The sequence below is a fragment of the Nocardia sp. 2TAF39 genome (genome assembly GCF_052114905.1).
Taxonomy (GTDB): domain Bacteria; phylum Actinomycetota; class Actinomycetes; order Mycobacteriales; family Mycobacteriaceae; genus Nocardia.
The window spans coordinates 123,874-147,695 of record NZ_JBFRFQ010000005.1 but is presented as its reverse complement, the minus strand read 5'-3'; the positions used below and the strand labels follow the sequence as shown (position 1 = coordinate 147,695).

The window sequence follows — 23,822 nt, the reverse complement described above, 5'->3', positions numbered from 1 at the left end:
CCGAACCGGCCTTCGTTGCCACATACGCTACCCGGAAGGGGAATCCGTGTTCACTTCTGGGCCCGAAGCCTTCCCTCACCTGGCCTGGGGGCCGTGACTTCGGAACGTCGAGCGAGATTCTCGGCAAACACGCAAAGGTCGCGGTGCCGACCCCGGTCATCTCGAAATGATTGCGAATCCGGTTCTCAGACGCTCAGCCAACCACGCAGACGACCGACCAAGGTGCGCCCCTGGTCGCGCTCACGTTCGGCGAAGAGGAACGTCATCTCCTCCTCCAGCGCCTTGCGCACCACGTCGCGCAATTCCTTGGCCGCCGCGTGCATGTCGTCGGCTTCGCGCCAGGGCGCAGGGTCGATCGGGGCGCCTACGGAGAAGTAGAAGCGCTCCGGGCGCGGGATAACGGTGGGGCCGACGCCGCGGATGAGCGGAGGGGTGAGATCGGGGCTGAGCCCGAGGGCTTCGACGGTCGAGCGCAGTGGGCGCAGAACCGGATGATCGCCGTCGACGACGATGTCGTAAGCGTCATCGACGCCGATCATGGCGACCGGGACGATCGGGGCACCCGCCTCGATGGCCATGCGAGCGAAGCCGGTGCGACCTTCCCACTTCAGCAGGTACTTCTCGTTCTTGCGGCGCACCGCCTCGCGACCGCCGCCCGGGAAGACCATGACGACCTCGCCCCGCCGGAGCAGGGCAAGACAGTTGCCCCGGGTCCCGCGCACCGCACCGTAGTAGTGCAGGAGGTGGCGCAGTCCGGGGACATTGATCAGCACGTTCTCGGCCAGGCCGCGGATCAGGCGGCCACGGCGGCGCAGCACCTCGGGCAGCAGCAGCGGTGCGTCGATGCCGCCCATCAGGTTGTGGTTGCCGACCAGCAGCACCGGGCCGTCGACGGGAAGGTTCTCCAGGCCGTAGAAGCGCGGGCTCGTCCACGCGCGCAGCGGCGCCAGCAGGGTGTCGAGCACCCGCAGATCGGTGTCGGTCAGCGAAACTGACAGTGGCGCACCGTCACTGAGCACCGGATCGGCGCTCTCGGCACCGGAATGCCGATCGCCGGAAACGGCGGATCCGGGGCGGTCGTACGACATGTACCCTCCTGCTGTCGATGCGTCGACGATATAACGAAATCGACTGTGTCGCATTCGACGTGCCAGTCGTCCGCCGACACATCCGACCAGTTCGGGCGTTCGCACCGACGACCCCGTAGCGATTCCGCGGGCAACGGCTGACGCGACATCCGCACGGCCGCTCGCGCCTGAGCCCGATGTGAATCCACCCAGACCACCCACGAGATCCTGCGCGGTCGGCGAGATCCACCAGGACAGACCGGCGACCTTGTCGCTACCCGGACGAATGCCCGTCGGTGTCCGGCGCACCGGCCGTTCCCGCGTGCGCGTACGCCGAGAGGGCCGCGGCTAGGGCGTGCGGGACGCGGGCACGAACGCGGGTTCCGCCCTCCTCGTGGCCGGAGGTCAGGATGCGGCCGTCGGCGTGGATGCGGGCGAGCAGGTCGCCCCGCGTGTACGGCAGCAACACGCTGATCTCCACGTCCAGCCCACCGAGCAGTTCGGCGAGGCGCGCGCGCAGTGCGTCGATGCCGAGACCGGTGTGGGCCGACACGAACGAGGCGTCGGCGAGCAGTCCGCGCAGGTGGGTGCGCTCCATCGGATCGATCGCGTCGATCTTGTTGACCACGAGCAGTTCCGGCGGGGCAGGCGCGCCGGATTCCTTGATCACATCCGTCACCACTTCGCGGACCGCTTTGATCTGTTCGGCGGGCAGCGCGTCGGAGCCGTCGACCACGTGCAGCAGCAGGTCGGCGCCGGTCACCTCCTCCAGGGTGGAGCGGAACGCCTCGACCAGTTGGGTCGGCAGATGGCGAACGAAGCCGACGGTGTCGGTGAAGACGACCTCGCGCCCGTCATCCAGGCCGGCTCGGCGGGTGGTCGGGTCCAGGGTGGCGAACAGCGCGTCCTGCACCAGCACGCCGGAGCCGGTGAGGGCGTTCATCAGGCTCGACTTGCCTGCGTTGGTGTAGCCGATGATCGCCACCGACGGGATGCCGCTGGAGTTGCGGCGCGCGCGCATGGTGTCACGCGCGGTCTTCATCTCACGAATATCGCGGCGCAGCTTGGCCATTCGCTCGCGAATACGGCGGCGGTCGGTTTCGATCTTGGTCTCACCGGGACCACGCAGGCCCACGCCGCCGTTGCTGCCCGCGCGGCCGCCGGCCTGACGGGACATGGACTCACCCCAGCCGCGCAGGCGCGGCAGCATGTACTCCATCTGGGCCAGCGAGACCTGCGCCTTACCCTCGCGGGAGGTCGCGTGCTGGGCGAAGATGTCCAGGATCAAGGCGGTCCGGTCGATCACCTTCACCTTGACCACCTTCTCCAACGCGGTCAGCTGCGCGGGGGTCAGCTCACCATCGCAGATCACGGTGTCCGCACCGGTCTCCAGCACCACGGAACGCAGTTCGTCGGCCTTGCCGGAGCCGATGTAGGTGGCTGGGTCCGGCCGGTCGCGGCGCTGGATCAGCGCCTCGAGCACCTCGGAGCCCGCGGTCTCGGCCAGCGCGGCCAACTCGGCCATGCTCGCCTCCGCCTGCATGGCGGTCCCGGTGGTCCAGACACCGACCAGTACGACGCGTTCCAGGCGCAGCTGGCGATACTCGACCTCGGTGATGTCGGTGAGCTCGGTGGACAGACCCGCCACACGACGCAGCGAGCTGCGGTCCTCCAACTGCAGTTCGCCGACCGTCGGGTCGGCAGACCAGCCGGAGCGGTTCATCCGAGCAGCGTGCTCGGCGACGACATCGCCGGTCACAGTGTCATCGAACTCCTCGGCGGCACCATCGCTCGCGGCCGCCGGGGTGAATTGGTACGTCTTCGATTTCCTCATACGCCATCCATGCTGCCAGAAAACAGCGGCAGGTTCACTCGGTTATTTCGCGGACCCGCGCAGCTCACATGCCATCCCACCAGGAGAAGGCGAGTCGGCCGGTAGCCACCAGAACGGAAGGTCCGCGTAGCCACGCCGTGCCGTTCTCCAGTCCTACGGTCACCTCGCCGCCCGGCACACGGACGGTCGCCCGGCCGGTGTCCTCGGCGATCCGGAAGCCTTCGGCGGCCAGTGCCGCGGCCGCCGCGGCGACGGTTCCCGTTCCGCACGAGCGTGTTTCGCCGACGCCGCGCTCGTACACCCGCATGTCGACCGAGCGATCGGCGTCCAGCGCCGTGACGATCTCGACGTTCACGCCGTGCGGGAACAGGTCGGGATCGAAGCCGGGCGGCACGGTCAGGTCGAGCTTGCCGAGGGCTTCCGACGACAGTCCGGGATCGACGCACGCCAGATGCGGGTTGCCCACATCGATGCCGATCCCCGCCATCGCCCAGCCCGCGACAGTCGCGGTCGATTCGCCCAGTTCGCGCACCCGCCCCATGCCGACGGTAACATCACCCGTGACCAGGTCCCCGGCGTGCACGGTGACTGGTCGCGCCCCTGCGCGGCTGCCGACGACGTAGCGGTCGCGGGTCTCTAGTCCCGACGCCGCCAGGTAGTGGGCGAACACGCGCACGCCGTTGCCGCACATCTCGGCGATCGAGCCGTCGGCATTGCGGTAATCCATGAACCAGTCGTCGGCGCCGACACCCTCCGGGATCTCTTCGAGCACACCGGCGGCCCGCAGCGCACCGGCTCTGGCGACCCGCAGCACGCCGTCCGCACCGATCCCACGCCTGCGATCGCACAGCGCGCTGACCCGCTCGGGGGTCAGGGCCAGACCCACCTGTGGGTCTGGCAGCACCACGAAGTCGTTCTCGGTGCCGTGCCCCTTGGTGAATTCGATGTCCGGCACGTGCGATATCTCCCTCTTGTCGTCACTTGGCAAACGTCCGGCGCTGCCGGGAAATTTCGTAGAGGGCCACCGCTGCCGCCGACGGCGCGCCCAGCGAGCTTGCGGTGCCGCCCATCGGGATGTGCACCATGTCGTCGCAGGTCTGCTGCCAGGCCGCGCTCATCCCACTGGTCTCGTTGCCGACGACGAGGATCGTCGCCTCGGTGAAATCGTGATCGTAGGCAGCGCGGGGTCCCTTCTCATCGGTGCCGACGATCCGCGTCGGAATGCCGCGGAGCACCTGGCGGTCGCGGAACTCGCGCACCTGGGCGGGTCCGGCGGCACGAATCACCGGCACGGAGAACAGCGAACCCGTCGACGCGCGCACGGTCTGCGGGTCGTACTGATCGGCACCGTGCCCGGTGACGATGACGCCGCTGGCGCCGAAGGCGTCGGCCGACCGGATCAGCGTGCCGAGATTGCCGGGCGAGTTGGGGCGGTCGAACACCACGACCACCGGTGCGTCCTCCCCCGGCTCACCCGGTTCGAAGGTCTCCAGTTCCGGCTGTCTGGACATCGCGACGGCCACCAGTTCCGGTATGCCGCTGGACTTTTCGCCGAGTTCGGCCATCAGCTCCGGCACCAGGCCGACCTGCGGCACTCCGCTGGCGTCCAACAGCTCGCGCGCCCAGCTGGACAGGTCGGGCGCGCCGAGGCGGTAGAGCAACGTCTCCAGCGGCCAGTCGTTGGCGACGGCCTGGGTGATCGGTCGAACCCCCTGGACCAGGAACCGGCCGTCGCGGTGGCGCTTGGTCCGGTTGTTCAGATAGGCCTGCCACACCTGGACCGAGGCGTTGCGGGTGCTCACACGTCGGGTCACTGCGTCCGTTCTTTCTCGTCGAGCAGGGCGAGCGTCGTCGCCAACAGATCCGGGGCGGCACCGTCCACCCAGCGCACCCGGGCATCCCGCCGGAACCACGAGCGCTGCCTGCGGACGTAGCGGCGCGTGCCGATCAGAGTGCGTTCCCGCGCGTGGCTCAGGTCGTATTCGTTGTCCAGATAGGACAGGACTTGTGCGTAGCCGATGGCGCGCCTGGCTGTGACGCCGTCGCGGAGGCCGCGCTCGATCAGGCCGCGCACCTCCTCGACGAGTCCGCCCGCGAACATCAGGGCGGTGCGCTGCTCGATGCGCGCGTCCAGGGCCGCGGTCTCGCGATCGACGCCGATGATGACAGTGCCCCACCGCGGCTGTCCGATACGCGGTGCCGATGCGGCGAATGGACGGCCGGTGAGCTCGACGACCTCGAGCGCGCGCACCAGGCGGCGGCCGTCGGTGGGCAGGATGGTAGCCGCGGCCACCGGATCGGCTTTCCGCAGCGCCGCGTGCACCGACGCGACGCCGCCGTCGGCGAGCACCGCCTCCCAGCGCGCCCGCACGGCCGGATCGGTCGCCGGGAAATCCCACTGGTCCAGCAGCGCCTGGACGTACATCATCGAGCCGCCGACGATGATCGGCACCCGCCCTCGGTCCATGATCGCGGCGACGTCGGCGCTCGCCGCGGCCTGATAAGCCGCGACGGACGCGGTATCGGTTACCTCCAGCACATCGAGCTGGTGGTGCGGAATGCCGCGCCGCTGCGCGACCGTCAGTTTCGCGGTGCCGACGTCCATGCCGCGGTAAAGCTGCATCGCGTCGATGTTCACGATCTCGCCGCCGAGCCGTTCGGCCAGGTCGAGGGCGAGGTCGGACTTGCCGGTGGCGGTCGGACCGACGACCGCGATCGGACGGATGCGTGCGCCGGTCACGGGACGTCCTCTCCCGAGGGCCGCCAGAGGCTCACGTGGTAGCCGACACCGAACGGCGCGTCGCGGTAGCGCGTCTCGACCACCGGATCGGTGTGGAACAGCCCGGCCAGCATTTGGTGAGCCGGGCGGCCGGAGAGGCCCAGTTCGGCGCACAGCGCCGGGTCGAGCGCGTGGATTCCGGCGCGGTCGCCTGCGGTCAGGGCGCGATCGAGTTCGTTTTGCACCGCCTCGGCCCGTTCGTCGAGGTAGCCGGGCGCTTTGGTGGACAGGGTGGCCGCGCCGTCGGCGACCACGAGCACGCCGCGCGGCGCATCGTCGGCGTCCAGCTCGGCGCGCAGCTTCGTCCCCAGTTCGGCGCAGCGATCGGGTCGCGCGTCCGCCGACAGGATGTGTGCCTCGGCGACCGCCTCGGGCGCGACCCGCCCACGCAACCACCCGGCGATCAGCGCGGGCAGCGGAAGCCAGGGATCGGCCCCGGACCGGCCGGCGAGCGCGGCGGCGGAGAGTCCGACCCGCACGTCGACGCCGAACCCGCGGAATGTGCCGACCGTTTCCGGCCCGAGCACACCGGTCTCGGCGCCCGCACCGAGCACCGTCCACCGGCCCGTCACGGCCGCAAGGACATTCACCGCGTCCACCACCACGGCCCGCAGCACGGCGCGCGGATCGGGTTGGTCGATTCCCGACGCGTCCGCCACGCCGCCACACAGCTCGGGCACCAGGATCGGCGGCGAAGGAACCAGGGCGGCGATGGAGAACACGTCGTAACCGTAGTCGTTGCCGAGACCGCGGGTACTTTCCGGCTTCGAGTGTCTCTGCCGGAAACACCGCCGAGATTGATAGTGTTCGAGAAGCTACAACCCAGGTCATCAGGGGTTGCAATCCCCCGGATTTAGGCGTGGATCGATGGTCACAGGAGCTCGGACCGGGTTCAATGGGATGAGCTAGGGCGTAACCAGGCAGCCGTGACGCGCGGCAGGGACGAGGAAAAATGACCGACAGCAACGGAACCGCGAAAACCGGCCCGGGCAAGATGCCGCGCACTTCCGGTGCCCCGAAACCCGGCGGCTCGATTCCACCCCCCAAGCCGCACGCGGTCAAACCCGCCCCGGGCCCCGCCCAGCAGCATCCGCATCCCGTCGTCGTGCCCACCGTCTCCGATCCCAGCAGGTGGGGCCGGGTCGACGAGGACGGCACCGCGTGGGTGAAGACCGCCGAGGGCGAACGCCAGGTCGGCTCCTGGCAGGCGGGCGACGCCGCCGAAGGCCTGGCTCACTTCGGCCGCCGGTTCGACGATCTGGCCACCGAGGTCGCCCTGCTGGAGGCGAGACTGGCCGCGGGCGCGGACGCACGCAAGACAAAGGCCGCCGCCGTCACGCTGGCCGAATCGCTGCCGACCGCCGCCGTCATCGGCGACATCGATGGGCTCGCCCAGCGTTTGCGGGCCATCGCCGAGCACTCCGAGGAGGCTGCGGCGCACGCCAAGGAGGAGAAGGAGCGCGCCCGCCACGAACACACCGAACGCAAGGAGGCGCTGGCGGCCGAGGCGGAAAAAATCGCTGCCGAGTCCACCCAGTGGAAGGCCGCCGGCGATCGGTTGCGCGAGATCCTCGACGAGTGGAAGTCCATCCGCGGCGTGGACCGCAAAGTCGACGACGCGCTGTGGAAGCGATACTCCAAGGCGCGCGAGGCGTTCAACCGCCGCCGCGGCGCACACTTCGCCGAGCTGGATCGCGAACGCGCGGCCGCGAAGTCCCGCAAGGAAGAGCTGTGCGCGCAGGCCGAGGAACTGTCCGGCTCCACCGACTGGGTAGGCACCGCGGGCGTCTTCCGTGATCTGCTCACCGAATGGAAGGCCGCTGGTCGCGCCCCACGCGAGGCCGACGAAGTACTGTGGCGGCGCTTCAAGAGCGCGCAGGACGTGTTCTTCGCCGCCCGCAATGCCGCCGTCTCCGAGCGTGACGCCGAGTTCGAACAGAACGCGACGGCCAAAGAGGAGCTGCTGCGCGCCTACGGCCGCATCGACCCGTCCGCCGACCTGGACAGCGCCCGCACCGCGCTGCGCGAGCTGCAGGACAGGTGGGATGCCATCGGCAAGGTGCCGCGCGAGCGCATGCAGGAACTGGAAGGCAAGCTGCGCGCTATCGAGAAGCGCGTCCGCGACGCCGTCGATGCGCAGTGGCGGCGCACCGACCCGGAGGCGATGGCCCGCGCGGCCCAGTTCCGCGAGCGGGTGGCCCAATTCGAGGAGCAGGCCGCCAAGGCGCAGGCCGCGGGCAACACCCGAGACGCGGAGAAAGCGCTGGAGCAGGCCAAGCAGTGGCGCGAATGGGCCGAGGCCGCCGAAGGCGCTGTGAGCAACCGCTGATCCCTGGCAACGACGGTGGCCCCTCCCGATCGGGAGGGGCCACCGTCATCTGATCTCGTCGTGTCAGGATTCGCCGGAACGGCGACGGCGGTCGCGCTCCTCCGCGGCCGCGGCGGCGTTGCGGCGCTGCTCTTCGGCCGCCAGGTGCAGGGCGGTGCGGCTCCACACCACGCGCACCCAGTGGAAGGTGAGCACGATCGCGACGATGGCCCCGAGGATCAGCCCGACGCCGGGGCCCGCACCGTGGTAGTTGCCCAGGCCGGGGGTCTGGCGGTGCCAGATCGAGAAGATGCCGAACGCGCTCGCGACAGCGCTGCCCGCGACCGCGATCCAGGCCAGCACCCAGCGGCGGGTCATCAACGCCAGCGTCGAGAAGCCGATGCCGAAGACGACGAGAAACCACACGAAGACGCGGGACGGCAGCCCGATGTGCTCGATTCGCGCCGCGTCGGTACCGAGCAGCACGTCGAATCCACGTGCCGCGCCCGCATGCGGCAGAACCAGCGACAGCAGCAACAGGAACACCGCGCCCGCCACCACCATGGCGCGCACGCCGGGGTCGATCTCGCCGGCGATCCGCCGCTCGACGGCATCGAGATCATCGCGGAATTGTTCGAAGTCGCTTGTGCCATCCACCGAGTTCACCGAGTCCTCGTTTCGTTCGTCGTTCGCTGGACCATCCGCGGGGTTGGTCGTCCCGCCCGGCCCCGGGGTTCCCGCGGACGCGCTCCGCTCGTCGCCGGACGCGGAATCGGCTCCCGCGGCGCCGTTCTTTTCCGGCCCGGTGCTCATCCGCCGCAGCCGGTCGAGCAGCCCGCGGCCGCCGGTTCCGGGGCGGGCGCGCCGACGCGGGGCAGGCCGAGACCGACGCCGATGGGCTCGGTCTTCGGGGTGACGCCGCGCTCGTGCGCGTCGCCGGCGCGGGTGCGGCGGTGGGTCTTGATCGCGGCGTCGGCGATCAGGTGGTGCGGAGCGGCCTCGGTGATGTCGACGGTGACGAGATCGCCGGGGCGGATGGGCTCGGCGGTCCCACCGGGCCGGAAGTGCACCAGCCTGCCGTCGCGCGCGCGCCCGCTCATCCTGGCGGTCGCGGCGTTCTTCTTGCCCGCCCCCGCTGCGACAAGTAGCTCGACCTCGGTACCGACCAGCGCTTGATTCCCCGTCAGGGAGATCTCCTCCTGCAGCGCGATCAGCCGGTCGTAGCGCTCCTGCACGACGGCCTTTGGCAGCTGGCCGGGCATATCGGCGGCGGGTGTACCGGGTCGCTTGGAGTACTGGAAGGTGTACGCGCTGGTGAAGCGCGCCTGCCGGACCACGTCCAGGGTCTCCTGGAAGTCCTCCTCGGTCTCGCCGGGGAAGCCGACGATGATGTCGGTGGTGATCGCCGCGTGCGGCATCGCGGCACGCACCTTGTCGATGATCCCGAGATAGCGGGCCTTGCGGTAGGAGCGACGCATGGCTTTGAGTACCCGGTCCGACCCGGATTGCAGCGGCATGTGCAGCTGCGGGCAGATGTTCGGGGTCTGGGCCATCGCCTCGATCACGTCATCGGTGAACTCGGCCGGGTGCGGTGAGGTGAAGCGGACCCGCTCCAAGCCCTCGATGGCACCACACGCGCGCAACAGCTTGGCGAACGCGCCACGGTCGCGGGGCTCGCCGGGGTCGGCGAACGAGGCGCCGTAGGAGTTCACGTTCTGTCCGAGCAACGTCACCTCGAGCACGCCCTGATCGACCAGCGCCTGCACCTCGGCGAGCACGTCGCCAGGGCGACGGTCGACCTCCTTGCCGCGCAGCGAAGGCACGATGCAGAAGGTGCAGGTGTTGTTGCAGCCGACCGAGATCGACACCCAACCCGCGTAGGCGGATTCGCGCTTGGCGGGCAGCGTGGACGGGAAAGCCTCCAGCGACTCCAGGATCTCCACCTGGGCTTCCTGGTTGTGCCGCGCCCGCTCCAGCAGTACCGGCAGCGAGCCGATGTTGTGCGTGCCGAACACCACATCCACCCATGGCGCCTTGCGCACCACGACATCGCGGTCCTTCTGGGCCAGGCAGCCGCCGACGGCGATCTGCATGCCAGGGCGGTCCGCCTTGATCGGCGCCAGATGCCCCAGGGTGCCGTAGAGCTTGTTGTCGGCGTTCTCGCGCACCGCACAGGTGTTGAAGACGACGAGATCGGCCGTCGCGCCGAGCTCGGCCTTCACGTATCCCGCGTCCTCCAGCAACCCCGATAAGCGTTCGGAATCGTGCACGTTCATCTGACAACCGAAGGTACGGACCTCGTAGCTGCGTGCTGTGCCCTCGACGGGCGCCGGAGACAACCCTGCCTGTCCGATCGAATCCACCCGTCCAGGGTACGGGTCCGCGTCTGGCGGGTTTCGTGGGCATCACCGCAGAAACCAGGGCGCCTGGGTAGGGAAACCGTAAGTTACGGCCACGTGTCGATTCGGCGCGGCGTGACGGCGTGTCGCAGAAACTCGGGCAAATTTCCAGAATCCGCTTAAGGTCATTGACCATGACCGACGACGCCGCCGCGCCCGACACGACCGGGAACGCTTCGACCGGGGACGTCAGCGCCGCCACCAGCGCGCCGCCGATGATCTCGATGCGCAGTGTGGACAAATATTTCGGCGACCTGCACGTACTCAGGGACATCAATCTCGAGGTCCCCAAGGGACAGGTCGTCATCGTTCTGGGCCCCTCGGGTTCCGGAAAATCGACGCTGTGCCGCACCATCAACCGGCTGGAACCGATCGACTCCGGTGACATCGCCATCGACGGTGTCCCGCTGCCCGCCGAGGGTCGAGCGCTGGCCGCGCTGCGCGCGGACGTCGGCATGGTGTTCCAGTCGTTCAACTTGTTCGCGCACAAGACGATCGTGGAGAACGTCATGCTCGCGCCGATCAAGGTCCGCAAGGCCAAAAAGGACGACGCGCGCACCCGCGCCATGGAATTGCTCGACCGAGTAGGCATCGCCAATCAGGCGGACAAGTACCCGGCCCAGCTGTCCGGCGGGCAGCAGCAGCGCGTCGCCATAGCCCGCGCGCTCGCGATGAATCCCAAGGTGATGCTGTTCGACGAGCCGACCTCCGCGCTGGACCCGGAGATGGTCAACGAGGTGCTCGAGGTGATGGTGTCGCTGGCCAAAGAGGGAATGACCATGCTGGTGGTCACCCATGAGATGGGCTTCGCCCGCCGGGCCGGGAATCGGGTGCTGTTCATGGCCGACGGCCTGGTGGTGGAGGACGCGACACCGGACACCTTCTTCACCGCGCCGAAGTCCGACCGCGCAAAAGACTTCCTCGGCAAGATATTGAGCCACTGAACTGCCCGATAGCAACACCGCACTGCCGGACCGAACTGCCGAACAGCAACACCGAACTGCCGAACAGCAACACCGAACTGCCGAACAGCAACACCGAACTGCCGGATAGCAAGACCGAACTGCCGGATAGCAAGACCCACTAGAGGGAGAAGGAACTCGATGAGGATCAACCGTGCCCTGCGACTCGGTATCGGGGCGATCGCCCTGACACTCGCGGCCGCGACCGCCACCGCGTGTGGCGGCGGCGGTGACAAATCCGCCCTGGACCACGCCAAGGACGGCAAGCTCACCATCGGCATCAAGTTCGACCAGCCGGGTCTCGGACTGCGCAACAAGGATGGCTCCTACAGCGGCTTCGACGTCGAGGTCGCCAAGTACGTGGCAGGCAAGCTCGGCGTGCAGCCCGGGAACATCACCTGGAAGGAATCCCCCTCCAGCCAGCGCGAGACGCTGATCGAGAACGGTCAGGTCGACTACATCGTCGCCACCTACTCGATCAACGACCAGCGCAAGGAGAAGGTCGATTTCGCCGGTCCGTACTACGTCGCGGGACAGTCGCTGCTGGTGCGTGCCGACAACACCGACATCACCGGCCCTGACAGTTTGAAAGGCAAGAAGGTCTGCTCGGTGAAGGGCTCCACACCCGCCCAGAACATCCAGAAGAACTTCCCCGACACCCAGCTGCAGGCCAACGACACCTATTCGCTGTGCCTCGAGGGACTACGCGCGGGTTCGTGGGACGCGGTGACGACCGACGACATCATTCTGGCCGGCTACGCCGCGCAGAGCACTGGGGCGTTCAAGCTCGTCGGCAAGCCGTTCACTACGGAGAACTACGGCATCGGCCTGAAGAAGGGTGACAAGGAACTCCGCGATCAGGTCAACAACGCGATCGAGGCGATGATCGCCGACGGGTCATGGAAGAAGGCGTTCGACACGACTGTCGGCGCCTCCGGCTACCAGCCGCCACAGCCGCCGACGGTGAACCGGTACTGAGTTCGGTTCGTCTTCCACCCGAGCCCGGGTGGCCCGGCCCCAACCCGGGCCGGGCCTCCCGCCGCACTTCCCTTGACCATCGAGACCCGATCGGAGGGACGCGTCCGCCGTGTTCGACCTGATCTCGAGGTATGACACCAAAATCCTCGAAGCCTTCTGGGTGACCATCAAACTGACCGTGCTGTCGGCGATCGGCGCGCTGATCCTCGGCACGATCGTCGCCGGACTGCGCGTTTCCCCCGTGCCGGTCGCGCGGTGGGTCGGTACCGCCTACGTCACCATTTTCCGCAACACCCCGCTCACGCTGATCATCGTGTTCATGTCGCTGGGCCTCTACACCACGATGGGCTGGCGGCTCGCGGGTGAGGGGCCGGATTCGGTGGCGCAGAACAACTTCCGCTTCGCCGTTATCGGCCTGAGCATCTATACCGCCGCGTTCGTCTGCGAGTCGCTGCGCTCGGGCATCAACACCGTGCCGATGGGCCAGTCCGAGGCGGGCCGCTCGCTCGGCTTCGGCTTCGTGCAGAATCTGCGGCTCATCGTGCTGCCGCAGGCGTTTCGCTCGGTCATCGCCCCGCTGGGCAGCGTGCTGATCGCGCTGACCAAGAACTCCACCATTGCCTCGGCCATCGGCGTTGCCGAAGCCGCGACCCTGATGGCGGAGATGAACGAGACCGAGGCCGCCGTGCTGGCTATCGGCGCGATCTTCGCGCTCGGCTTCGTGATCCTGACCCTCCCGACCGGCCTGTTCTTCGGCTGGCTGGCCAAGCGATACGAGGTGGCCCGATGAGCGAGCGAATCATGAACACAGCCGCGGATGCGGTCATGCCGGAGCCGAGCGTCAGCGAGGCGGGGGCATGACCACAGGCCCTTCGGTCCTGTTCGACGCCCCAGGCCCGAAGGCACGGCTGCGCAACAACATCTTTTCGGTCCTGGTCGGGGTCGCGGTGCTCGCGGCGGGTTGGGTGCTCTACCGCGGCTTCGCCGACAAGGGGCAGTTCACCACCGAGAAGTGGAAGCCCTTCCTGGATGCCGAGGTCTGGTCGACCTACCTGCTGCCCGGTGTGCGGGGAACCATCGTCGCCGCGCTGCTGTCGATCGTGTTCGCGTTGGTCCTCGGCATGGTCTTCGGCATACTTCGGCTGTCGGAGCACCGGGTAATGCGCTGGATCGCGGGCGCGATCGTCGAGGTGGCGCGTGCGATCCCGGTGCTGATCCTGATGATCTTCCTGTTCGCGGTGTTCTCCGACTACAAGGTCTTCAAGTCCGACGATCTCGCGCTCGCGGCCGTCGTCACCGCGCTGACCATCTACAACGGTTCGGTTATCGCCGAGATCGTGCGCGCGGGCATCCTGGCACTGCCGAAGGGGCAGACCGAGGCGGCCGTCGCGCTCGGCATGCGCAAGGGCCAGCTGATGCGGTTGATCTTGCTGCCGCAGGCGATCACCGCGATGCTGCCCGCGCTGATCTCGCAGATGGTCGTCGCACTGAAGGACTCGGCACTCGGTTACCAGATCACCTACGTCGAGATCGTGCGTTCGGGCCAGCAGCTCGGCGCGGCCGAACAGAACACCGTTCCGGCGCTGATGATCATCGCGGTCATCATGATCGCCCTCAACAGTGCGCTGACGCTGGTGGCGACCAAGCTGGAACGGCGGCTGCGGGCGCGCAAACGCGGCAAGGGTGGCGCGGCCGTGGTGGCCGCGGACTCCATCCTCACCGACGCGGCGCCCGGCGTCGACATCGGGAAGAAGGCGTGAGCATCGATCACCGAACGTCCGAGAAGTACCCGGCCGGGACGGCGAGCGCTGGATGAGGTGATCGGTTCCAGCGCACCGGCGCCGATCCCGAGCTGACCGAGGACGCGGGCGCGACCATCCTCGGGGATACGGCGAGTAAGCAGCGGCGGTGCGCGTCGGTGGTTTCGCGCTGCCAAGCTCGGGCCGTAGCGACAACTATGTCGACACCGAGGTTTCGGTGGCAGGTGTGCGGCGAGTGGCGATCAGACACAGTGCGGATATCGCGGTCAGAGTGGGGGCGACAGCGAAACCGGCGATCAGGCTGGTGTGGTCGGCCATGGTGCCGAGCAGGAAAGGGGAAGCCAGCACCACCACGCCGCCGAGCAGCTGGGCGTGAGCGTTTGCGACGTCGGTGCGGTTCGACGCGGCAGCCAACGCCAATGCCAGCACCAGTGGGAACTGGTTGGCGATGCCCAGTCCGGTGGCGAACAACCCGATCACCGCCACCGCGGCGGTTGTGCTGAACAGCAGCGTGAGCAATCCGGCCAGGGTGATCATCAGCGACCAGCCGACGAGGACAACGGTGCGGCCCGGACGGCGGGTGAGCCGGGCGCCTGCGACGCGGCCGAGCAGAATGCCTGCGTAGAACGCCGTCATAGCTGTCGCAGCCACCGAGATCGACATGTTCGTTGTGGCAATGAGCAATTCGGTGCCGAAGTAGACCACACAGAATTCCACGCCTATACCGACGGCCACCAGTACACACAACAGCCGACACGTCCAGGGCAGTACAGACCAGCGATTCCCGCCCTGGCGGACGACGGTGTGCTCTGCCGCCGGGAAGGATTCCCGGCGGCAGAGCAGATACAGCACAACCATGCCCACGGCGGGCACTGCCATACCGGTACGCCAGGTGGCTGGGGTGGACTGCAGGATCCCGAGCGCCAGTGGCGCCAGCACTGCGGCCGCGCCGGCTCCGATATTGGACTCCACGAATGCGATGTCTCGGCGTGGGCCGTGCCGATCGGCAAGCACCGATTGGGTCGTGGTCTGCACCGTGGTGCCGGCACATCCCATGACCAACGCCGCCACGAGCGTGGGTGCGATGCCGTGGCTGAGGGTGAACATCGCCGCACCGCAGGTAGTCACCAGCGCCGACCACCACAGCAGCACACGCCGCTCGACCCGGGCGGCCAGAGCCGGGAAAACCAGCCCGGCCAGGATCGACCCGGCCGCCCACAGTGCGGAGTACACACTGATCATCGTGTAGGAGAAGTCGAGCTCGGCGCGCAGCAACGAAAGCGCGGGCCCGAAGGCATACAACCAGAACGTGTACGCACCCAGCACGCTGTAGGACAGCACGGTCATCCGGTCACGAACGAAAGGCTGGGTGTCGGCAGTCACCGTGCGATTGTCCGGTCGTGCTCGTGAACGTTCAACCGATACGTCTTCGCCTGGCAGAGAACCCATGTCGGAATCCTCGCGCAGCATCTTCCCATATGCTTCGACACAATCTACCTCCGCTTTCGACGGGCGCGGCCCGCGTCCGGTGGTTCGGGGCCGCCGCCTGAACTCGGCTGTTGATCTCGATGAAGTGGAGTGTGGGGGTGATCAGCGTGATCACGGAATCGCAGCGAGAGCACGAGGGTCTCCATCATGTAGCCCGACCATCCGGATCAGCCCTCGACCCGACTCGGAGATGGCAGCTATCTCCGCTTTCTCGCCGCGGTCCCGGAACTGGATGGAATTTCGGAGATCACGAAGTTTGTTCCCAACTCAGCCGTAGGGTCATGGGACCTGCCTGTCGAAAAGCTCGTGCAGTAAGGATTCAACATATGCCGCAGCCGCACGGGATTCCGGTAGCGCATCGAGATCCGGGGCTCGTGGCCGGGTTCATTGGCGCTCGACATCGCGGGAGAATCGCCGCAGGCGCGGTTCAGTCGATGGTGGGATCGACTAGGTCGTCCTCGGCGCCGTGACCGGCCAGCTCGGCTTTGACCACACGGTAGGCCGTGGACTGGCCGTAGCCGCGGCGGGCCAGCATGCCGACGAGGCGGCGGATCATCTTGTCGCGGTCCAGGTCTCGGGGCAGAGAGCGTAGTTTGCGGCGAACCAGGTCGGCGGCGCGGGAATCCTCGTCGTCGTCGGTGATGGCGGCCAGGGCGGGCGCGACATCCGACTGCGCGACGCCCTTGCGGCGAAGTTCCATAGCGAGCGCCTTTTTGCCTTTGCCGGCGAAGGTGTGGCGGGAGTGCACCCATTGTTCGGCGAACGCAGCGTCATCGATGAGACCTACTTCGGTGAGGCGATCGAGCGCACGATCACTCACCTCGGGCGGGTACCCCTTGGCGGTCAGGTGCTGGACGAGCTCGGCGCGGCTGCGGGCGCGACCGGCGAGCATGCGAAGGCACGCGTCCTTCGCCTGCTCGACCGTCCCACCACCGGATCCCGGCGCCGGATCCGCCCCTCGGGCGTCGGACCGTTCGGGGCCAGCCGATTGGGAGTCGTTGCGCAACATCGTGTTTCGGCGCTCACGCCGGGACCCGACCGAACGCGCCCGCTGCGGATCGGACGCGCTCGACCGGGTTTCCATGGTGTCCGGCCCAGCCGAACCACCTTCGGCCCTCCGGACTCGTTCAGGTTCCTGTCCACCGGGCCGGGAGTCAGCTGACCGGCCGGAGGCGGACAGGAGTTCGTCCAACCGGCGCCGCATCTCGTGCACCGCGTCGGACCGCGACCCCTCGGGCGCGGCCCGACGCGGTCCGGGCGATCGCCGGCCGCTCATCGGCTCAGAAATCGGCGGGCACCTCAGCGGCGGCCTGCTCCGCGGTCACGTCGGCGCCGATGCCGAGCTTCTCCTTGATCTTCTTCTCGATCTCGTCGCGCACGTCGATGTTCTCCAGCAAGAACTTGCGGGCATTCTCCTTGCCCTGGCCGAGTTGGTCGCCCTCGTAGGTGTACCAGGAGCCGGACTTGCGGATGAAGCCCTGCTCGACACCCATGTCGATGAGCGACCCCTCCTTGGAGATGCCGTGCCCGTAGAGGATGTCGAACTCGGCCTGCTTGAACGGCGGCGAAACCTTGTTCTTCACGACCTTGACGCGGGTGCGGTTGCCGACCGCGTCACTGCCGTCCTTGAGCGTCTCGATGCGGCGCACATCCAGGCGCACCGACGCGTAGAACTTCAACGCCTTACCGCCCGTGGTGGTTTCCGGCGAGCCGAACATCACGCCGATCTTCTCGCGCAACTGGTTGATGAAGATCGCGGTGGTACCGGAGTTGTTCAGCGCACTGGTCATCTTGCGCAGCGCCTGACTCATCAGGCGGGCCTGCAGACCGACGTGGCTGTCGCCCATCTCGCCCTCGATCTCGGCGCGCGGCACCAGCGCGGCCACCGAGTCGATGACGATGATGTCGATGGCGCCGGAGCGGACCAGCATGTCGGCGATCTCCAGAGCCTGCTCACCGGTGTCGGGCTGGGAGACCAGCAGCGCGTCGGTGTCGACGCCGAGCTTGCGGGCGTAATCCGGATCGAGCGCGTGTTCGGCGTCGATGAACGCCGCCACACCGCCCGCGGCCTGCGCGTTGGCCACCGCGTGCAGCGCGACAGTGGTCTTACCCGAGGATTCCGGACCGTAGATCTCGACGATGCGGCCGCGCGGCAGGCCGCCGATGCCCAGTGCTACATCCAGCGCGATGGAGCCGGTGGGGATCACCGAGATGGGCTGGCGGGCCTCCTCGCCGAGGCGCATGACCGCGCCCTTGCCGAAGCTCTTCTCCACCTGGGCCAGCGCGAGCTCGAGCGCCTTGTCGCGGTCGTACGCCTGTGGTGCCATGGTCCTGATCCCCTTTTCGACGGGTAGGTCTTGTTCTGTGGTTGGCGCCTACAGTAGAGGGCGGCACCGACAAGTTCTGCCGTCAAGATTAGGCGAACGGATGTTCGAGTCAAGCGACGCGCCAGCCAACGCGCGAACGGACTTCGCCGTTCCCGGCAAACCTCGCGCGATCACCGCACCAGCGCGATCCGATCGCTATCCAGCAGCGTCTGCGCCTGTTTGAGCACGCGCAGCGAGGGCGTCACCTCGAGGCCGGCGATCCCGTCCAGCGCACCGAGCCGCTCCGTGACATACCGGTAGAGGTGGGCGGTATCGCGGCAGATGATCGACGCCATCAGATTGGTCGGCCCCGTGGTGGCGGCAACGAACACGATCTCGGGATGCGTCGCCATCGCCCGCCCCACCGCGTCCAGATCGGAGGGGCGCACCCGCAGCCACAGCGCCCCGCGCACGCCGTAGCCCATCCGCTCGATCGCGAAGTCGAGGTCGAAGTACAGCACGCCCGCCGCCACCAACTCGGCCATGCGCCGCGCGACTCGCGGTGCCGTCCACCCGGTTTCGGCCGCGAGCTGGGCATATGGCGCACGCCCGTCCCGTCCGAGCAACGCAAGCATCGCCTCGTCCGCCGCGGACAGGTCCACCGGCGCGTCCGGCCCCACACTCGCGGGACGAGACCGGTAGGGCCCCAACTCCTCGAGCTGTTCGGCGGTGAACAGGTGCCGGTAGCGCGGCCACTCCTCGTCGGGCGGGAACCGGTGCATCACCTCGTGCGCGGTCAGCTCGAGCACCTGCGGAGCACGCGGCAGGGTGTGCAGTAGTAGCGCGTCCCGCCTTTCGACCGAGCGCGGCCTGCTGACGCAGGTCACCTCGGAACCGGTGGACAGCAATGTGACCCAGCTCAGATCCGGGAACCTGGCCAGCGACTCGGCCAGGCGCAACGCCTTGTCCGGCGTCGACTTCAGCCGCAGCACCCATCTCGCGTGCCCGAGCGGTACCGCGTTCACCTGTCCCGAAACATGCAGGATCCCGCGCTGTCGCAGCGAGCGATAGCGCCGCGCCACCGTCTGCTCGGATGCCCGGAGAATGCCGCCCAGCTTGGCGAACGGAATCCGGGCATCGTGCACAAGCGCGTGCACGATCTGTTTGTCCAGCACATCCAGTACGGAGGATTCCGTCGGGTCATCGTACGACATAGGAGGAATCTAACGCCGATACCGCTACAGCTAGGGGGATACGTTCGATTGCCGCACGCTTGGCGTCGATATCGTTCGAATCCGTCATGGAGGCCCCTCGTGAGAAAATGGCTCCCCTTGTTCGCCGCGTGCCTCGGCACGCTCATGCTGCTCATCGACGTCACCATCGTGAACGTTGCGCTGCCCGACATCGCCACCGATCTGGATACCGGGCTGTCCGGGTTGCAGTGGGTGGTGGATGGCTATGCCCTCGCGCTGGCCGCGCTGTTGCTGGTGCTCGGGTCACTGGCCGACCGGGTCGGCGCGAAGCGCGCCTATCTGGCCGGACTCGCCGTTTTCGCGGTCGCGTCGCTGGGCTGCGGTGTCGCCGAGTCCGCGGCGAGTCTTGTTGCGGCGCGGGTGCTGCAGGGCGTCGGCGGCGCGGCCATGTTCGCCACCACGCTCTCGCTGCTGCACGCGACCTACACCGGTCGTGACCGCGGCATAGCCTTCGGCACCTGGGGCGCGGTGTCCGGCGCGGCGGCGGGTATCGGGGTGGTGCTGGGCGGCGTACTCACCGAGGCGCTGTCGTGGCGGTGGATCTTCTTCGTCAACTTGCCGATCGCGGTGCTGGCCATCGGGCTGACCGCCACCGTGTTCCCGCCGTCGGAACGCAGGGCGGACCGGTCGGTGGATGTGCTGGGCATGCTGGCCTTCGCCACCGCGGCGACAGCGGTCACCTACGGCGTCATCCGCGGTGGCGAGCACGGGTGGACCGACGCGGCCGCACTGACCGCACTCGCGCTCGGCGCCGTCGCGACGCTGACCTTCGGGTTCGTCGAATCCCGCGGCGCCGCACCGATGTTCCCGCTCGCACTGCTACGCAATCGCGACTTCGGCGCGACACTGTTCGGCGCGTCCGGGCAGACTTTCGCCGCGTTCGCGAGCACTCCCCTGATCTCGCTGTGGCTGCAGCAGCAGCTGCACATGTCGCCGCTGCACGCGGGACTGGCGATGCTGCCGATGGCCGCGACCGCGTTCCTGGTGGCCGGTATGTTCGGACGACTACTGCACGACACCGCGCCGAAGTGGACCATCGGTGCGGGGCTGGTCGTGGTCGGGCTCGGCACCGGACTGCTCACCCTGATCGGCACCGGATCCTCCTGGGTCGCACTGGTTCCCGGATTCGTGGTGATCGGTGTCGGGATCGGTGTGAACGCGCCCGCCCTGGTGTCGGTCGGTATGGCGGCCGTGCCGCCGCGGCAGGGCGGCACCGCCGCGGGCGCGGTGAACACCGCGCGGCAGCTGGGACTTGCGCTCGGCGTCGCGGTGCTCGGCACCGTGTTCCGTGGCGTGGCCACCGCCGACCGGCCGACGACGTTGCCGCACTTCGTCGACGGGCTCGACGCGGCGTTCCGCGTCGCGTCCGCGGTGGGCGTCGTGTTCGGACTGATCGCGTTCGGGCTGTTCCATCGGCAGCGGGCGGAGGTCGAACCGGCCGGAGCCGTGCCGGAAGTCGTCGCCGCCTGACCGTGCCGCGAGGTGGCGACCTCCCGCCCACAGCCGGCCACCCAACTGGCTTGGCCAGCAACCGGATCTGTGCCCGAGTTCAGGAGCCCGAAGCACGGGCCCCGGATAGCAGCGCCCGCCGACGGGACGGCTCGCACACCCCCTTTTATGGGGGTGTGAAACCAGCCCGGACGACACGGAACCGGTAACCCCACCTCAACGGTTTTGGCACCTAACGGCCGAGAAGGACGGCGTCACAAGCTCCCCCACGCAGTTCTCGGACGCGCTGTCAGAACAATTCGTCGAGCAGCCGGTAGTACGCGAGGCGGCGGGGGTCCGGCTCGGTCGAGCCGTAGGCGCCGAAGAACGCCACCACCGCCGCCTCGCCGAAGTCCTCGCGCAGATCGCGCATGGCAATCGCCACATCCCGATACCGATCGGCCACGCCGAGCGCGGCGACATCGAGCAGGATCTCGCCCTCCAGCACATTGGCCGGGGTGAAATCACCGTGCGTCACCACCAGATCCTCGTGGTCCGGACGTTCGGCCAGCAGCCGCGCCAGCAGGTCCGCCGGGCTCGAGCCCCGGTTGTCGTCGCCGAAATCGTCGATATCGACAAGACCTTCGATCACCTGGCGGCGCGCCCGCGCCAAGACGACGTCCAGGCGGCCGTCGAACGGGCACTCATCGATCGGAATGCCGTGCAGCCGCCGCAGGATCGAGCCCATGACGGTGCCGATCGAGGCCGGCTCTTCGGAGTTGTCCCGCGCGGCCAGGCTCGGCGCGCCCGCGTCGGCGAGCACCAGCACGTCGTCCTCGAATGCCGCGACCTCTGGCAAGCGAATCCCGCGGTCCCGCAACCAGTTCAGGCGTTCGTGCTCGGCGACCGCCTTCGGACCGCGCTTCAGCCAGTAGGCGCCGTTGACGAGCACGACGCCACCGCTCATGCCCTCGTGCTCGTCCGACCAGGTGGGCGCCTCGCCGAGTAGCGCGGCGACCGTGGGCGGCAACGGTGTCGGCAGCTCACCGAGCATGTCCAGGGCGGCGCGGGTGGATTCGATCTCCTCGGGGTCGCCTTCGGCGACGCGCAGTTCCATCGCCTCCGCCAGCAGCGTATGCGCTTCGCGCAGCTGGTTCTGTTCGGCCAACGCCTTACCCAGGTGCTGGACGGCGAAGGAGAGCACCTCCGGCGCGGACGCGCGCGCGTGCTCGACGGCGCGGCGATAGAGCCTCTCGGCCGTGACAGCGTCGCCTCGATAGCGGTAGACGTCGCCCAGATTGATCCACACGGTGATTCGACGCTGCTCGGTGTCCACCAGTTCCAGCGCACGATCGAGGTGGTCGAGCGACTCGTCGTAGCGGCCGAGAAGCATCAGCTCGATGCCGGTTTGCCGGAAACCCGCGAAGTCGACGGGATGGGCGTGCACCACCCGGGCGGCCAAGCGCTCCGGATCCAGCGGGATCATCCGACGCCGCTCATCGAACCGGTAGAGCGGCCCGCCCTGATCGACCTGCCCGGTGGCGCTCACCAGCGCGCCCGCGGCACGTCGAACTCCGCGCACAGCGCGCGCCACACGTCCCGCGGATCCACCCCCGCCTCGATGGCGGTGGCTCCGGTGCGTCCCCCGAGCGCGGGGACAACGTGGTCGGTCAGCAGGGCGTCACCTCGCGCCACACCGAACTCGGCGTGCAACAGTTCCTGGAACTCGGTCAACCGCACCGTCCCCAAGATACTCCCGGCACGGGCACACCGCGGAGAGGGCTTCTCGGGCGTTTTGCCGCGGCCGTACGCCACTCGTCAGGTTTGGACGGGGTGGAGGGTTTGGTGGCAGAGGGCCACGGGGTCCTCCAGGGCGGTCGCGGTAGCGGCTGCTTCGGCGGCCGCGGCGGAGTAACGCGGGTCGGTCAGGATTTCATGGACCGCGGCGCGGAGGGCGTCGGGCGACAGCGGACGGACGAGGATCGAACTTCCTTGGCGGGCAGCGCGATTGGCAAGTTCCCACTGGTCGCCGCCGCCGGGAACGGTGACGACCGGGACGCCCGCGGAGAGGGATTTGGCGAGCAAACCGTGGCCGCCGCCTCCGACGACCGCGGAGGCGCGGGTGAGCAGCTCGTCCTGACGACCGAGACCCGCGCTGGCCCACGGAGGCAGATCGGCGGGCGGAGTGTCCAGCATCGAGACCGCCACCCGGACACCGGTTCCGTCGAGGGCCGCCAGCACGGTCTCGACCATGCCAGCGACGCCGGTGTGGGCGGTCGAGGGGGCGACCATCACCAGCGGCCCGTCGCCGGCCGGAAGGTCGAGGATGGCGTCGGTCGGCTCCCACAGCAGCGGACCGACGACGTGCGCGGATTCCGGCCAATCGGGACGCGGCACCTCGAGGGCGGGCAGGGTGGCGATCAGGCGAGCGGCGGGGCCCGGGTCGGCAGCGGGGAGACCGACGCTCTCGCGTGCCTGCTCGCGCTGAAGTCGCCCGTGGCGGATCGCGCGCGAGGTCATGGTTCGCAGCACACCGTCGCGCACACGCCCGCTCAGGCCCGCGCCGGGAGCGAGCCCGCTTCCGATGGGCGGCAGCGCCTTCGACGGCAGATACAGCGGATGCGGTGACAGTTCCACCCATGGCAGACCGAGCCGTTCGGCGGCCATCCCGCCGCCGGCGGTCAGCACGTCGGAGACCACCAACTCGGGCAGCATGGCGCTCAGGTCGGGCAGGATCTCGGTGGAGATGTGCGCGGCCCGCTCGTGGATGCGCTGCCCCGCGTCGCCGTCGTCGTCCATCGGTCGCGGTGCCAGGCCCTTGAGTCTGCGCACGCCGATCCCGGCCCCGAGTGCCGCATCGAACCAGCGCGGGCCGGTGAACAGGACCGGCTCGTCACCGGCCGCCAAGAATCGCAAGCACAACGCGATAGCAGGAAAAGCATGCCCGGGATCGGGCCCCGCGACGACGGCTACTCGCATCCGCCTAGCCTGCCACACCGGCCCGCGGTCGAATGAGGACCTCCAGGGAGCGGCGATGCGCGGCGAACGGTGGCGGCGGCCCGGTCGATGGTGTCCGTGACGTCCACGGCATGCGTGGCGGTGGGACCGAGGACGGCCGCCCCTCGAGCCGACCACGGCTTCTGGTTGGGCGAGCTCGGGGAAGATCCATTCGTTGCCCGCGTCCGAGATAGCGTGCACCGTATTCGATATTGCCGGGATGCGCGACGATCACCGGACCGCGTTGCCGGCCTTCGCGAACA

21 protein-coding genes are annotated in these 23,822 nt (G+C 68.5%); 6 read left to right on the top strand and 15 right to left on the bottom strand.

Annotation, left to right across the window (positions count from 1 at the left end; all coding sequences use genetic code 11):
• Positions 1–185: 185 nt before the first annotated feature.
• From AB4Z47_RS05295 to AB4Z47_RS05270, 6 genes are all read right to left on the bottom strand, one after another.
• The gene (locus AB4Z47_RS05295) at positions 186–1,088 is read right to left on the bottom strand and encodes a lysophospholipid acyltransferase family protein (protein ID WP_441948259.1); all 903 of its coding nucleotides are present in this window, start codon (positions 1,086–1,088) and stop codon (positions 186–188) included.
• Positions 1,089–1,341: 253 nt separating this feature from the next.
• Positions 1,342–2,790: a GTPase HflX gene (gene hflX / locus AB4Z47_RS05290; protein WP_441948315.1), complete on the bottom strand. Its 1,449-nt coding sequence runs from the start codon at positions 2,788–2,790 to the stop codon at positions 1,342–1,344.
• A gap of 175 nt (positions 2,791–2,965) precedes the next feature.
• On the bottom strand, positions 2,966–3,847 hold the full coding sequence (gene dapF / locus AB4Z47_RS05285; RefSeq protein ID WP_441948314.1) for a diaminopimelate epimerase: 882 nt from the start codon (positions 3,845–3,847) through the stop codon (positions 2,966–2,968).
• A 31-nt stretch (positions 3,848–3,878) separates the two neighbouring features.
• Entirely contained in the window at positions 3,879–4,715 is an 837-nt protein-coding gene (locus tag AB4Z47_RS05280; protein WP_441948258.1) for a TrmH family RNA methyltransferase, read from the bottom strand.
• Complete coding sequence (gene miaA / locus AB4Z47_RS05275) at positions 4,712–5,641, bottom strand: tRNA (adenosine(37)-N6)-dimethylallyltransferase MiaA (protein WP_441948256.1); 930 nt, start codon at positions 5,639–5,641, stop codon at positions 4,712–4,714. Before miaA ends, AB4Z47_RS05280 begins: the two co-directional genes overlap by 4 nt.
• Entirely contained in the window at positions 5,638–6,402 is a 765-nt protein-coding gene (locus AB4Z47_RS05270) for a hypothetical protein (RefSeq protein ID WP_441948255.1), read from the bottom strand. The genes miaA and AB4Z47_RS05270 overlap by 4 nt, the downstream gene beginning before the upstream one ends.
• Positions 6,403–6,632: 230 nt before the next feature.
• Between AB4Z47_RS05270 and AB4Z47_RS05265 the strand changes: the two genes are divergently transcribed.
• Complete coding sequence (locus AB4Z47_RS05265; RefSeq protein ID WP_441948253.1) at positions 6,633–8,009, top strand: DUF349 domain-containing protein; 1,377 nt, start codon at positions 6,633–6,635, stop codon at positions 8,007–8,009.
• A gap of 63 nt (positions 8,010–8,072) precedes the next feature.
• On the opposite strand, the gene AB4Z47_RS05260 is transcribed toward AB4Z47_RS05265, so the two are convergent.
• Both AB4Z47_RS05260 and miaB read right to left on the bottom strand, forming a co-directional pair.
• Entirely contained in the window at positions 8,073–8,801 is a 729-nt protein-coding gene (locus AB4Z47_RS05260) for an Rv2732c family membrane protein (protein ID WP_441948251.1), read from the bottom strand.
• The gene (gene miaB / locus AB4Z47_RS05255) at positions 8,798–10,351 is read right to left on the bottom strand and encodes a tRNA (N6-isopentenyl adenosine(37)-C2)-methylthiotransferase MiaB (protein ID WP_441948249.1); all 1,554 of its coding nucleotides are present in this window, start codon (positions 10,349–10,351) and stop codon (positions 8,798–8,800) included. Before miaB ends, AB4Z47_RS05260 begins: the two co-directional genes overlap by 4 nt.
• Positions 10,352–10,602: 251 nt before the next feature.
• Between miaB and AB4Z47_RS05250 the strand changes: the two genes are divergently transcribed.
• From AB4Z47_RS05250 to AB4Z47_RS05235, 4 genes are all read left to right on the top strand, one after another.
• Positions 10,603–11,331 (top strand): amino acid ABC transporter ATP-binding protein, encoded by a 729-nt coding sequence (locus tag AB4Z47_RS05250; RefSeq protein ID WP_441948312.1) that lies wholly within the window; start codon positions 10,603–10,605, stop codon positions 11,329–11,331.
• Between the two features lie 159 nt (positions 11,332–11,490).
• Positions 11,491–12,327: a glutamate ABC transporter substrate-binding protein gene (locus tag AB4Z47_RS05245; protein ID WP_441948247.1), complete on the top strand. Its 837-nt coding sequence runs from the start codon at positions 11,491–11,493 to the stop codon at positions 12,325–12,327.
• A 109-nt stretch (positions 12,328–12,436) separates the two neighbouring features.
• On the top strand, positions 12,437–13,117 hold the full coding sequence (locus tag AB4Z47_RS05240) for an amino acid ABC transporter permease (RefSeq protein WP_441948245.1): 681 nt from the start codon (positions 12,437–12,439) through the stop codon (positions 13,115–13,117).
• A 67-nt stretch (positions 13,118–13,184) separates the two neighbouring features.
• The gene (locus AB4Z47_RS05235) at positions 13,185–14,087 is read left to right on the top strand and encodes an amino acid ABC transporter permease (RefSeq protein ID WP_441948244.1); all 903 of its coding nucleotides are present in this window, start codon (positions 13,185–13,187) and stop codon (positions 14,085–14,087) included.
• A gap of 195 nt (positions 14,088–14,282) precedes the next feature.
• On the opposite strand, the gene AB4Z47_RS05230 is transcribed toward AB4Z47_RS05235, so the two are convergent.
• The 4 genes from AB4Z47_RS05230 to AB4Z47_RS05215 all read right to left on the bottom strand — a co-directional run bounded on the left by AB4Z47_RS05230 (position 14,283) and on the right by AB4Z47_RS05215 (position 19,095).
• Positions 14,283–15,470 (bottom strand): MFS transporter, encoded by a 1,188-nt coding sequence (locus AB4Z47_RS05230; protein WP_441948242.1) that lies wholly within the window; start codon positions 15,468–15,470, stop codon positions 14,283–14,285.
• 532 nt (positions 15,471–16,002) lie between these two features.
• A complete protein-coding gene (recX, locus tag AB4Z47_RS05225) occupies positions 16,003–16,584 on the bottom strand; it encodes a recombination regulator RecX (RefSeq protein ID WP_441948310.1) in 582 nt (193 codons plus the stop codon).
• A 271-nt stretch (positions 16,585–16,855) separates the two neighbouring features.
• Complete coding sequence (gene recA, locus AB4Z47_RS05220) at positions 16,856–17,902, bottom strand: recombinase RecA (RefSeq protein ID WP_441948240.1); 1,047 nt, start codon at positions 17,900–17,902, stop codon at positions 16,856–16,858.
• Positions 17,903–18,072: 170 nt separating this feature from the next.
• Complete coding sequence (locus AB4Z47_RS05215; protein ID WP_441948238.1) at positions 18,073–19,095, bottom strand: Lrp/AsnC family transcriptional regulator; 1,023 nt, start codon at positions 19,093–19,095, stop codon at positions 18,073–18,075.
• A gap of 99 nt (positions 19,096–19,194) precedes the next feature.
• Between AB4Z47_RS05215 and AB4Z47_RS05210 the strand changes: the two genes are divergently transcribed.
• Complete coding sequence (locus AB4Z47_RS05210) at positions 19,195–20,604, top strand: MFS transporter (protein ID WP_441948236.1); 1,410 nt, start codon at positions 19,195–19,197, stop codon at positions 20,602–20,604.
• Positions 20,605–20,872: 268 nt separating this feature from the next.
• Here AB4Z47_RS05210 and AB4Z47_RS05205 read toward each other — a convergent pair whose 3' ends face one another.
• The 3 genes from AB4Z47_RS05205 to AB4Z47_RS05195 form a co-directional block, all read right to left on the bottom strand.
• On the bottom strand, positions 20,873–22,111 hold the full coding sequence (locus tag AB4Z47_RS05205) for a phosphotransferase (RefSeq protein ID WP_441948235.1): 1,239 nt from the start codon (positions 22,109–22,111) through the stop codon (positions 20,873–20,875).
• Positions 22,108–22,302: a DUF3046 domain-containing protein gene (locus AB4Z47_RS05200; protein WP_441948234.1), complete on the bottom strand. Its 195-nt coding sequence runs from the start codon at positions 22,300–22,302 to the stop codon at positions 22,108–22,110. The genes AB4Z47_RS05205 and AB4Z47_RS05200 overlap by 4 nt, the downstream gene beginning before the upstream one ends.
• 78 nt (positions 22,303–22,380) lie before the next feature.
• Positions 22,381–23,541, bottom strand: a complete 1,161-nt coding sequence (locus AB4Z47_RS05195; protein WP_441948233.1) for a glycosyltransferase — start codon at positions 23,539–23,541, stop codon at positions 22,381–22,383.
• Between the last annotated feature and the right edge of the window lie 281 nt (positions 23,542–23,822).

Excerpts from the sequence above, each read along its gene's own strand:
- recA (WP_441948240.1), bottom strand. The coding sequence starts at position 17,902 with ATGGCACCACAGGCGTACGACCGCGACAAGGCGCTCGAGCTCGCGCTG.
- AB4Z47_RS05265 (WP_441948253.1), top strand. The coding sequence starts at position 6,633 with ATGACCGACAGCAACGGAACCGCGAAAACCGGCCCGGGCAAGATGCCG.
- AB4Z47_RS05250 (WP_441948312.1), top strand. The coding sequence starts at position 10,603 with ATGATCTCGATGCGCAGTGTGGACAAATATTTCGGCGACCTGCACGTA.
- AB4Z47_RS05215 (WP_441948238.1), bottom strand. The coding sequence starts at position 19,095 with ATGTCGTACGATGACCCGACGGAATCCTCCGTACTGGATGTGCTGGAC.
- recX (WP_441948310.1), bottom strand. The coding sequence starts at position 16,584 with ATGTTGCGCAACGACTCCCAATCGGCTGGCCCCGAACGGTCCGACGCC.
- AB4Z47_RS05235 (WP_441948244.1), top strand. The coding sequence starts at position 13,185 with ATGACCACAGGCCCTTCGGTCCTGTTCGACGCCCCAGGCCCGAAGGCA.
- AB4Z47_RS05245 (WP_441948247.1), top strand. The coding sequence starts at position 11,491 with ATGAGGATCAACCGTGCCCTGCGACTCGGTATCGGGGCGATCGCCCTG.
- hflX (WP_441948315.1), bottom strand. The coding sequence starts at position 2,790 with ATGAACCGCTCCGGCTGGTCTGCCGACCCGACGGTCGGCGAACTGCAG.
- AB4Z47_RS05260 (WP_441948251.1), bottom strand. The coding sequence starts at position 8,801 with ATGAGCACCGGGCCGGAAAAGAACGGCGCCGCGGGAGCCGATTCCGCG.
- AB4Z47_RS05195 (WP_441948233.1), bottom strand. The coding sequence starts at position 23,541 with ATGCGAGTAGCCGTCGTCGCGGGGCCCGATCCCGGGCATGCTTTTCCT.
- AB4Z47_RS05295 (WP_441948259.1), bottom strand. The coding sequence starts at position 1,088 with ATGTCGTACGACCGCCCCGGATCCGCCGTTTCCGGCGATCGGCATTCC.